The 11,863-nt window shown below is 44.0% G+C and carries 9 protein-coding genes; 4 read left to right on the forward strand and 5 right to left on the reverse strand.

The annotated features are described in order from the left end of the window. Positions 1–2 precede the first annotated feature (2 nt). From TW84_RS06325 to TW84_RS06345, 5 genes are all read right to left on the reverse strand, one after another. On the reverse strand, positions 3–326 hold the full coding sequence (locus TW84_RS06325) for a hypothetical protein (protein ID WP_045974810.1): 324 nt from the start codon (positions 324–326) through the stop codon (positions 3–5). After that, positions 319–969, reverse strand: a complete 651-nt coding sequence (locus TW84_RS06330) for an MSHA biogenesis protein MshJ (protein WP_045974811.1) — start codon at positions 967–969, stop codon at positions 319–321. Before TW84_RS06330 ends, TW84_RS06325 begins: the two co-directional genes overlap by 8 nt. Next, positions 969–2,408, reverse strand: coding sequence for a hypothetical protein (locus TW84_RS06335; protein WP_045974812.1), 1,440 nt, complete (start codon positions 2,406–2,408; stop codon positions 969–971). Before TW84_RS06335 ends, TW84_RS06330 begins: the two co-directional genes overlap by 1 nt. After that, positions 2,405–4,420, reverse strand: a complete 2,016-nt coding sequence (gene csrD, locus TW84_RS06340) for an RNase E specificity factor CsrD (RefSeq protein ID WP_045974813.1) — start codon at positions 4,418–4,420, stop codon at positions 2,405–2,407. Before csrD ends, TW84_RS06335 begins: the two co-directional genes overlap by 4 nt. A 145-nt stretch (positions 4,421–4,565) precedes the next feature. Continuing rightward, on the reverse strand, positions 4,566–5,117 hold the full coding sequence (locus TW84_RS06345; RefSeq protein WP_045974814.1) for a single-stranded DNA-binding protein: 552 nt from the start codon (positions 5,115–5,117) through the stop codon (positions 4,566–4,568). A 281-nt stretch (positions 5,118–5,398) separates the two neighbouring features. On the opposite strand from TW84_RS06345, the gene TW84_RS06350 reads away from it, so the two are divergent. The 4 genes from TW84_RS06350 (at position 5,399) to TW84_RS06365 (ending at position 11,826) form a co-directional block, all read left to right on the forward strand. Further along, positions 5,399–6,046 (forward strand): response regulator transcription factor, encoded by a 648-nt coding sequence (locus TW84_RS06350; RefSeq protein WP_045974846.1) that lies wholly within the window; start codon positions 5,399–5,401, stop codon positions 6,044–6,046. Positions 6,047–6,163: 117 nt separating this feature from the next. After that, the gene (galU, locus tag TW84_RS06355; RefSeq protein WP_045974815.1) at positions 6,164–7,036 is read left to right on the forward strand and encodes a UTP--glucose-1-phosphate uridylyltransferase GalU; all 873 of its coding nucleotides are present in this window, start codon (positions 6,164–6,166) and stop codon (positions 7,034–7,036) included. A gap of 139 nt (positions 7,037–7,175) precedes the next feature. After that, positions 7,176–9,998, forward strand: coding sequence for an excinuclease ABC subunit UvrA (uvrA, locus tag TW84_RS06360; RefSeq protein WP_045974816.1), 2,823 nt, complete (start codon positions 7,176–7,178; stop codon positions 9,996–9,998). A 64-nt stretch (positions 9,999–10,062) separates the two neighbouring features. Further along, positions 10,063–11,826 carry a PglL family O-oligosaccharyltransferase gene (locus TW84_RS06365; protein WP_045974817.1) on the forward strand — a complete coding sequence of 588 codons (1,764 nt, stop codon included), beginning with the start codon at positions 10,063–10,065 and terminating at the stop codon, positions 11,824–11,826. The last annotated feature ends 37 nt before the right edge of the window (positions 11,827–11,863 follow it).

Consider the following 11,863-nt stretch of genomic DNA (forward strand, 5'->3'; position numbering starts at 1 on the left):
CCTTACTGTTTTATATCCAGAGTAAATAGCTCTAACTTCCATTGTTGACCCGCTTTCAATAGCGTAACAAGTTCTGGTTCAATATGACTCACCGTATATCCGTTGATCGTATCCCCTACTAATGCCACTTGATTACTGAGTACTGCCTTACATTGTCTAGCCTCTGAGCAAACAATACTTTCCAACGTAGGGATGGGCTGTTCAGTAATCTTAGCAGCAGGTTTCGCCTCTTGAGGCTTCTGCCAACCCAAAGGCGCCGTTGGGTCCTTTGAAGCGTAGATCACCGACGAATAGCCAATCAAAACGACAAAAATGAATTTAACCACCGATGAACTCCTGTCTTGTGCCAAGCGTGTACACCTCAAGTATTAAGCGTGCGGTTGGGTATTCCTCAACGGTGTAATTGAAACTGCGCCAATAATACTTCACTGGAAGAGATTCTAGAGTATTGAGATAGCTAAGAATCGAGAAATAACTGCCCGTTAGTTCGATCTTGACCGGATGTAGGTAATACCCTGTCTGAGTCTGTTTATCCGCGCCGCCAACGATTGGCTCTGCTGGCATTGACTCGAGAGACACCAGCTTCAATCCTTTTGTGCCAGCCAAAACACCCTCCAGTAACCGCGCCATTTGGCTGGGGGAAATAAGGGTTTCTATTATTTCAGCCAACTGCTCTGACAACTGCTGACTTTCCATCAGAAGTTGCTTGTATTGCACATCTATCTTCTGATCAGGATCTTTGTTAAGTGTAGCGGTTGCCAACAGAATATCCGCTTCGAGACGTTGTACGCTCAGCTTAGATGAGCTAACTTGCCCTGATAAGGATTGATTCGTTTTCAGTACAGGTTCAATCATCCAAACAAGCAAGGATAAACCAATAATAACTAGACCACAGATAGTCAGAAGCCACTTTTCACGTTGGCTTAGTAGGCTGAATTTGTCACTCAATTGGTGCCATAATAGCTGCATTATTTAGGCTCCTGTTTCGTGATAAGTTCAAACGTCACAATGTCATCATCGTTGCGACCAATTTTGAGTTTTTCAAATGTTCGTCCCACAAGATCTACTTCAGATTTAAATTGATTTACCCAATTGGGAATCGCCCTAGCTTCGCGCGCAAGCCCTTGTAAATCCATAGTATCAGCATCGATAAAGATATGATTTAACGAAATATCCTGTCGGCCTAACTCTGCTAGCGCACGCATCACACCTGAGTATCCAATTTGCTGAGATTGGTCAAACCCTTTGACGGCTTTAAATGAAGCCTGTTTCGCCTGAATATCAAGCTTTAATCGCGCAACAGCGGCAACTTTAGCTGCTGATGGTTTATGTTTTGCCATGCGCTGATTCAGTTCGGCAATCTGCTGCTCGAGCCCTACTTGCTGAGCTCTGTACTTTTCTAGATCTCGCTCAAGCTGAACTTGTTGAAACTGAAGATAAGCGAAAATACTGACTAAGACTGTCGCAACGGCAGACCAACCCACAACCACTTGAAATAGGTTAAATATTTCTTTTTTTGGCTTCAGGGAATCTGGGAACAAGTTGACCGCGCCGTCGCTGAGCTGATCAACATACTCAATCAGGGTATCCCCAGATTCACGATCACCTTCAGTTAACGCCGCAACGTTGACACTCAGACGTTCACTTAGTGCTTCGACCAATTGTTGTTGATCTTCCTCATCACAACATATTTTCATCTTATGAAGAGAAGCGCCGCGCAACTGCGAGGAGAGGTAGTCAATCGAACGTTGTAGTTCCAAGGCAATACCATCAAGCTGAAGTGCACTAGTGGCAACACCTGTTAGTGGAGAAGCGACTCCCCTAATCGTTCTCTGGAAAGCACAATGGTGATCGACGAACGCTCGAACCCGGAAGCTACTTTGCTTACTGCGTTGTAAAAGCAAAAAGCTGGACAGTTCACCCGCAGATACTCCCCATATCTCGTCCTCGACTAGGACTCGGTTTAGCACGATATGATGAGCTGACAAACTTTGTTGTAAGCCAACAATCAAGCTCTTAGGTACAACATACACTTGTAGCTTGTTACCGATCGGAAGGTGAGCAGCATCAGCAACAATCTCAGTCACTTTTTCACTGATGAGATCTTTGAGCAGAAAGGGTAAAGCACTACTCAATTCAGTTTCAGGAATGTTAGGCTTATCGATTTGGTAGGTTTGATAGATTTTCGAGTTTAGGACAATATCCAGATGTAAATCAGAGAGTTTCGATTGGACCAATGTTTTAAGCAGTGTTTCTTGCCATGCCCCCTCTTCTACCGTCACCTTTGAGGGTAGTTTGCCTTCAGCCAACGCTGAAAAATAGAGTTCGCCAGGCTGAACAACGACGGTCAGTTTTAAGCCGACTCGCTGTTTGTGATTAAACTTTCCTATCAAAGACTGAATGTTCATTTACTGCTAAATTTTCGCCACCGGTTGCGACGACCGACTTGCACTTTACTGGCCATCATAACTTTCCTTTCAGTTTCAACTTTAGGCATCAATTGTTGTTCAGACTGAAAGTAGCGTCCTTGAACACCTTGTACTCCTAAAGCCAGCATAGTCTTGTACTCTTGTTTATTGTCGACCCCAACGGCAATAACTTGAGTTTTGAGTCCTTCACATGCGCCTAATAAACTTCGAACAAATAACTGATTTTCGTCTCGCTGATCTATTTGTTTCACTAAACTTCTATGCAGTTTTAAAAAATCGACTGGAAGATCTTTTAAATAATGAGTGCTCACAATCGATCGACCAGCTTGGCCAACGGCAATGCGACACCCCAATCCAGAAATCATTTTTATCACTGGACGCATATAGTCCAGATGTTTAACTAATCTTGCTTCTGAAAATTCGAAGATCAACGATTTTCGTTGTTCTGATGTTAATTGTAGTAGTTCATCCCGAAACCATTTGAAGTATTCTCGACCCGCAAACGGCACTACATGAATGTTTACAGAGTAACATATTCTTTTCTTTGACACTTTCAGAAATTTTACGATCGCAGCAAAAACAGCACGATCAAGAACGGCTTCATAACCCACAGATTCTATAGCAGAATTGAATCTAGATGCCTTTATCAAACCTTTATCCGGATCATTAATACGAACAAAAAGCTCAGAGTGCTCAAACACCCTGTCTTTGTTTGGATCTAACAAATAGCAGGGCTGATAAAAAATATAGAGTTTTTCTGGCTTAATTACTAAATCGAATAGAGTACGCCAACGCACGTTACCGCGGTCATCATCATGCGTGACCAATTTATTAAATTTACTCCAGGTATTTACGCGCTGTAACTGAGCACTTTTCAGGGCCGTTTCAACTTCATCTAGAATACGTCCTTGGCTCTCTCCTTCTCTGTACATGCTGACACCAATATGCAACCAATTTTCTTTTTCTAGAGGTAAAGGAGGAGAGAGTTTAGTCAATTGCTTTAAGCTATTTATTGCTATTTGAGCGACTTCTTTGCTGCCTAAATGAGGGGCAAAAATAGCAAAGTCAGACTCATAATAACGAGATAGAATAACGTCTGGATAACGCTGAACAATGTTATTCAAGCTAGTGCCGATATCGATCACAAAGTCATCTGCGACCTGTTTTCCAGATTCTTCTTGTAATTGTTCCCAATCGTCGATACGCAAAAGCAATACACCACCGTGAGAACCATGTTCAGAAAGTGCTGATTCTAATTTACTGTCGAAAAGTACGCGATTAGCAGTACCAGTGACCTGATCTAAAAAAGTTTGGGTACGAATGAAAGTATCAAAGCGGCTGCGCTCTTGACGAGCGTCCTGCAATTCTTCTATTAACCGATCTAGAGCTTCACTGGCCGTGTAGGGCCACTCTCTAACATCACCTTTGGCATACTCTTCAACACGTCCAGCAAGAATCATTCGTCCTCGTTCCTCCAATAACTCAGATCCTGCAAGTTGCTCCTTGAGCCATTTAACACCACGCATTAAGCAGAAAATAATCAAAACCACAGCTAAGGTGATCGACCATAAAGCTTCTAGGGAGTAGCCATAGCCGATGTAGGGAGGAACGGCTTTAAAGTGGAGACGATAACCAATATTACGCTCTAGCTGGTATTCAGTGTCATAGAGGAGAACTTTATCAACTTTCGAAGAGGTGTCTTTATAACGGTATATAACACCATGGGTAGATAGCAGCTCCATCTCAACAATGTTGGAAGCTTGGAGCATTTTGGGCATCCAACGTTGCAACGAGTACGCGGCGTCAGGATCTTCCATTTCCTTATCTAATACTTCGACAATGCCTTGAAGAGAATGATCTAGGTACTCTTGGCCAAGTCGTTTAAACGATAAGGTCCCACCTAAAAAAAGGATGAACATCGCACTGGTCACTATGACAGTGACAAACGCAACGAGGCGAGTGCTCAACTTTAAGGTAGGGGTATACCTCATAGGTAAAGAATTCCTTTTCTAAAAATAAGGTCGTAGCAGCGATAAAAATCAATCAGCTCTCATCATTGCCATTAACTGATTGGTCTGTTTTTCTAACTATATAAAAAAGCCGCGAAATTCGCGGCTTTTTTCAGGATTCAATGAGTTAGAATGGGATATCGTCATCAAAATCCATTGGCGGCTCATTGTATTGAGGCTGACTTTGGTTCTGTGACTGCTGCTGTTGCGGCTGAGAATACTGTTGCTGAGCCGGTTGACTTTGCTGCATTGCAGGCTGTTGAGGCTGACCCCATCCGCCTTGCTGTTGAGGCTGTCCCATCGACTGACCGGGCGATCCACCTTGAGCGCGACCACCGAGCATTTGCATTACGCCATTGAAACCTTGAACAACCACTTCTGTCGTGTAACGGTCTTGACCATTTTGATCTTGCCATTTGCGAGTTTGTAACTGGCCTTCAATGTAAACCTGAGAACCTTTGCGCAGGTATTCACCAGCAACTTCTGCCAGCTTGCCAAACAGTGACACACGATGCCATTCTGTTTTCTCACGCTGTTCGCCAGTTGCTTTATCACGCCAGCTTTCAGACGTCGCAATCGTGATGTTTGCTACAGCGCCACCGCTTGGCATATAACGTACTTCCGGATCTGATCCCAGATTTCCGACTAAAATAACTTTGTTGACTCCACGGCTCGCCATGATTCGCTCCGTCTAATTTTTCTATTTACCTTAAAACAGCACATTAGGATAACACGCTTTACTCTTTGAACAAATTGCAATCCTCACCATGGGTTCACAAAGTCATGAACCCTATAGATATCAGTATTATTTACGAGCAAATTCAATTCATTACGTGATTGATAGATTTAATAATTACCTACTAACATGAAACTATACGCAATCCTGTAAACATAATTCGCACTAGTCACATTTCTCCTTCACTCTGCAAGTACTTGTAATGAAATCGAATGAAAACTCCGATGAGCAAAAATATCTATACCCGAACTATCTACTTTCTATGTGAAGATAAAAGCACAATTCACCCTCTTATCCGTCAGGTTGAGGAACAACTCCAGATCCAGATCCCCCGAATCGAGCCCGACGAATTAATGCTTGCCATGCAGCAGCATAAACATAAGATTCTGATGATAGATCACAAGAACTATCAAACACTCAATAACCAGATCCGTGACCTTCCTCTCTCGAACAAAATGTTTGAAACCATCATTTTTAATGTAGAAAAAAGACTGAAAACAGACGACCTGCTCTGCTTTGGCGACCTAAAAGCTCTTTTTTATCAAGAAGAATCAATTGAAGCGATTGCAAAAGGGTGTGGTGAAGTGATCAATGGTCAAAACTGGCTACCTCGAAAAGTGGCTGCTCAACTGCTGCATTACTATCGCCATGTAGTACTCAGCCAAACTGCTCCAGCCACCGTAGACTTAACTGCTAGAGAAATCCAGATTCTGCGATGTTTAAAAACCGGAGCATCCAACATACAAATTGCTGAAGATCTGTTCATCAGTGAGTTCACTGTTAAATCTCATTTGTACCAAATCTTCAAGAAACTCTCGGTAAGGAATCGTGTCCAAGCCATTGCTTGGGCTAATCAACATATGCTGTCTTAAATATAATCCGATACGCAAAAACTCACATTTTGTCTTTAACATTCATTATCCATTCACGCAAAAAGTGATAAGGTTGCGCCAGCTATAACAGATTAATTAAATATATAGGGTTTAAACATGATCAAAAAGTGCCTTTTCCCAGCGGCTGGCTATGGAACTCGCTTTCTCCCTGCGACCAAATCCATGCCTAAAGAAATGATGCCAGTCGTCAACAAACCGCTTATCGAATACGGTGTTGAAGAAGCTATTCAGGCGGGTATGGATGGCATGTGCATTGTCACTGGCCGCGGTAAGCACTCGATCATGGACCATTTCGACAAGAACTACGAATTGGAACATCAAATCAGCGGAACGAATAAAGAACAACTGTTGGTCGATATTCGTGACATTATCGAGAGCGCTAACTTTACTTATATTCGTCAGCGTGAAATGAAAGGACTAGGGCATGCAATTCTTACTGGCCGTGAGCTAGTCGGTGATGAACCGTTTGCTGTTGTGCTGGCCGACGACCTTTGTGTCAATGAACAGGAAGGAGTGTTAGCCCAGATGGTTGCCCTGTTTAAGCAATTCCGCTGCTCAATTGTCGCTGTTCAAGAAGTACCTGCCGACGAAACTCACAAGTATGGTGTGATTTCTGGTGAGATGATCAAAGACGACATCTATCGTGTGGATGATATGGTTGAAAAGCCGGAGCCTGGAACTGCACCAAGTAATCTGGCTATCATTGGTCGCTATATCTTGACGCCTGATATTTTCGAGCTCATCGAAAATACCGAGCCAGGTAAAGGTGGAGAAATTCAGATCACTGACGCTCTACTGAAACAGGCAAAGGCAGGTTGTGTTCTGGCCTATAAATTCAAAGGAAAACGCTTTGATTGCGGTAGCGTTGAAGGCTACATCGAAGCAACTAACTACTGTTTTGAGAACCTTTACCTAGCGGATCGCAAAAAGTCAGAACTGGATAAACAAAAAACGACAAAAGAAGCTTAATCGCTTGATGCTAGCCATGCTTCTAAGGCCGCTCAATAGAGCGGCCTTTTTGTTACTGTTTTTTTATCCAGTATTTTCTTTGAACATTTATTACTCTATGTAATACTTAGCCCACTTGTTTTTACACTGAGCGAGAACAATGGATAAGATCGAAGTTCGCGGCGCACGCACCCATAACTTAAAAAATGTGAACCTAACCATTCCACGAGATAAACTCATCGTGATTACAGGTTTATCCGGTTCAGGTAAATCATCACTTGCCTTCGACACCCTTTATGCGGAAGGTCAACGTCGTTATGTTGAATCCCTATCGGCCTACGCTCGCCAGTTTTTGTCTTTGATGGAAAAGCCCGATGTCGATCATATTGAAGGCTTATCACCAGCCATTTCCATTGAACAAAAATCAACGTCGCACAACCCTCGCTCGACCGTTGGTACCATTACTGAAGTGTATGACTACCTACGTCTATTGTACGCACGTGTTGGCGAGCCGCGTTGTCCTGAACATCATGTACCTTTGACAGCTCAAACCATCTCACAAATGGTCGATAAAGTTTTGGAGCTTCCTGAAGGATCCAAAATGATGCTCCTTGCGCCAATTGTTAAAGAGCGTAAAGGCGAGCACGTTAAAACATTGGAAAACCTTGCTGCACAAGGTTTTATTCGCGCTCGTATCGATGGTGAAACTTGCGACCTATCCGATCCACCAACCTTAGAATTGCATAAAAAACACACCATTGAAGTCGTAGTAGATCGCTTTAAGGTGCGCGATGATTTACAACAGAGGCTGGCGGAATCCTTTGAGACGACGCTCGAATTGTCCGGCGGAATTGCAGTCGTGGCTCCGATGGATGGAGATGGCGCAGAAGTGGTCTTCTCTGCTAACTTCGCCTGTCCACATTGTGGCTATAGCATGCAAGAACTAGAACCGAGGCTGTTCTCGTTCAATAATCCAGCAGGCGCCTGCCACACCTGTGACGGCCTTGGCGTCCAACAATATTTTGATCCCGATAGAGTCATTCTCGATGACTCTTTAAGTCTTGCCGAAGGGGCGATCCGTGGTTGGGATCAGAAAAACTATTATTACTTCCAAATGCTGTCATCTTTGGCAGAACACTATAACTTTGATCTAAAAGCACCTTTTAAGTCTTTATCAAAGAAAATGCAAGATGTGGTACTTACAGGATCCGGACGTACAGAGATCGAGTTTAAGTACATTAACGATCGCGGCGATATTCGCGTCAAACGTCACCCATTTGAAGGCATACTCAATACCCTTGAGCGTCGCTATCGTGATACCGAATCCAATGCCGTGCGTGAAGATCTAGCTAAGTACATTTCAACTCGTACTTGCTCGAGCTGTGAAGGCAGTCGCTTGCGTTTAGAAGCTCGTAATGTATTTATAGGCGACACAACCTTACCTGAGATTGTTGAGCTAAGTATCGCAGATGCGTTGGGTTTCTTTGCGTCATTGAAGCTAGAAGGTCAGAGAGCGCAGATTGCCGAAAAAGTAATGAAGGAGATCAATGATCGTCTCCAATTTTTAGTTAATGTTGGCCTCAACTACCTCAACCTTTCTCGTAGCGCTGAAACCTTATCAGGGGGGGAAGCTCAGCGTATTAGACTCGCCAGCCAGATTGGTGCGGGCCTGGTCGGGGTAATGTACGTATTAGATGAACCTTCCATCGGACTTCATCAACGTGACAACGAGCGACTATTAAACACCCTAACTCACTTGCGTGATTTAGGTAATACGGTGCTGGTTGTGGAACATGATGAAGATGCGATTCGCATCGCCGATCACGTGATCGATATAGGCCCTGGAGCTGGTGTACATGGCGGTAGTGTGGTAGCAGAAGGAACCATGGAAGATATTATCGCCACTCCAGAGTCACTAACTGGCCAATACCTCAGCGGTACAAAAAAAATTGAAGTGCCTGAACAGCGTACCCCTATCAATAAAAAGAAAGTGGTCAAGTTGCTCGGCGCTACAGGTAATAATCTTAAAGATGTGACATTAACAATCCCGGTTGGTTTGTTCACCTGTGTGACAGGGGTTTCAGGTTCTGGTAAATCTACTCTGATCAACGATACTTTTTTCAAGATTGCACACACTCAGCTAAATGGTGCGACGACAGCCACTCCATCTCCTTATCAAAAAATTAAAGGGTTGGAGCATTTTGATAAGGTTATCGATATTGACCAAAGCCCAATAGGGCGCACACCACGCTCTAACCCAGCCACTTATACAGGTATCTTTACACCGATCCGAGAGCTATTTGCGGGAACGCAAGAAGCACGCTCTCGAGGTTATAAACCGGGTCGCTTCAGTTTCAACGTACGTGGAGGGCGATGTGAAGCTTGTCAGGGCGATGGAGTCATCAAAGTCGAGATGCACTTTCTGCCAGACGTTTACGTGCCATGCGATGTGTGTAAAGGCAAACGCTACAACCGTGAAACTCTCGAAGTCCACTACAAAGGCAAGACCATTGATGAAGTACTGGGGATGACGGTTGAAGATGCACGAAACTTCTTCGATCCTGTACCCGTCATAGCCCGCAAGCTGCAAACACTTATCGATGTTGGACTTTCTTATATTCGTCTTGGCCAAGCTGCGACCACCTTATCTGGGGGTGAAGCGCAACGTGTCAAACTGGCCCGAGAACTATCTAAGCGTGACACTGGTAAGACGCTCTATATTTTGGATGAGCCCACCACTGGCCTGCACTTCCATGATATTCAACAGTTGCTTACTGTACTGCATCGACTACGTGATCACGGTAATACAGTGGTGGTCATCGAACATAACCTTGATGTGATTAAAACCTCAGACTGGATTGTCGATTTAGGACCAGAAGGTGGTCAAGGTGGCGGTGAAATTATTGCTGAAGGAACACCGGAAGAAGTGGCCAAGGTAAAAGGTTCACATACCGCACGATTCCTCAAGCCTATGTTAAAATAAAGAAAAGTAGTAAATTAAACAGACCATAACATGGTCTGTTTTCTTTTGAAGGACGCAATAATCAATGGCAACCATCCATTTGGCAGGTACAAGTCTAGAGCCGCAAGCACCTAAACTACCACTCATTAAGCCGTTTCTTGTTTCTATAGCGGTCGTATTTTTGCTCGCGATGCACATTTTCACCCCTAATCCTGGCGGTGCTGGGCTCGCGCTCTCTTTTAATACAACGACTTGGCTGGCAGTCAGTTTCTCTCTGGCAATAGGGTTATATCAGACCGGAACCCAAGGTGTGATCAGATACAATAAGCTGACCATTGGACTGTTTATGTGCTGCGTATTGATCACAATCCCGGTATCTTTCCCTCACTCAGACTTTTCACTGTCTCAAGGTAAACTGCTCGGCTTATGGGCTGGCTACGGGCTGTTTTTTGTTCTTCAACAATTTCGCTTTAGCAACAAGCAGAAGCAAGGTTTGTTGTGGTTCATCACTATCTCAGTCTTTATGCAGGCGCTGTTTGGCTGGTTTCAATATTTACTCCTGCAACCTGACAACTTATTTGGTTACGATACAGTACAGAATCGCCCTTACGGTATTTTTCAGCAGCCGAATGTCATGGCCAGTTTTCTCGCCACAGGACTGGCTCTGTCAGGGTATCTACTCACTCGCCATCCCAAAAAGTATAATCGTCATTTCAGTGAAGTTTTGTTGCTGTACTTAATGCCAGTTGTTACGGTTCCATTACTCATTTTGATAGCGTCTCGCACTGGTTGGCTAGGGGCTTTTATGGCTGTCGTTTTACTCTTGCCTTACCTCTATCAATTCGCAACCAAAAAACGCTTTTGGGGCTGGCTTGCGTCCATTTTACTCGGCCTATCAATTGGTAGTGGCATTAATTTACTATCGGATGGAGAGTCTCTAGCGGCTAAACGGGCTAACCTAGAAAGCCCGAGACAATACACTTTTCCTCAAACACTCGATATGTTAGTTGAGAAGCCGTTCACAGGCTACGGATACGGGCGATTTGAGCCAGAATACATCGTCTACACAGCACGCCAACATCAGTTAAACCCCAACTATCATCCCGGTCTTGCTTCAATGGACCACCCTCACAATGAGCTGCTTTATTGGGGGGTAGAAGGAGGCTTACTTCCAGTATTAGCTATAGTACTCGCAGCGATGATGGTTTTAGTAAGGATCTACAATGTTAAAAAAGGTACTCGCCTCGCGATGTTTGCCTTATTTGTGCCAATAATCCTCCATAGCCAACTTGAATACCCTTTCTACCATTCAGCCATTCACTGGATAATCTTTGTGGTTCTGCTTTTCTGGATTGATCAACGCGCGCGCTCGTATCGTTTTGCGTCATTCAGCATTGTGACTAAAACACTGTTCCGAGCGATGAGTTTAGTCTTACCCATTATAACCAGTTTCTACATGCTGACAGCGTTACACACTAACTATGTCCTCACTCAGTTTGAAACATCGCAGCCTAAAAATCCTGACTTACTCAAGCAAGTCAGTAACCCAATAGTTTGGAAAGATAGGTACGACTGGGATATTTATAGCACCTATCTCAATATTGGCCTTTATCGTCAGGAAGCGAAGTTCATCCAGCCATACATTAACTGGTCATTGAAAACTATTAAAGATAAACCAAGGCCCGCGTTTTATAACAACCTAATTCTTGCTTACCAAGGCCTAGGGGATAGTGAACGTGCCGAGCAAATTCGTAGAGAGGCGCAATACTTGTTCCCTGCTCGCGATTTCTCACAGGTGCAATACATAGCTCCAGATATCGATGCACTCAAAGCAGACAATGAAAAGTAGCCGAATAAAAAGGCGACGCTTAAAGCGTCGCCGTTCA

The sequence above is a fragment of the Vibrio neptunius genome, assembly GCF_000967495.1.
Lineage (GTDB): Bacteria > Pseudomonadota > Gammaproteobacteria > Enterobacterales > Vibrionaceae > Vibrio > Vibrio neptunius.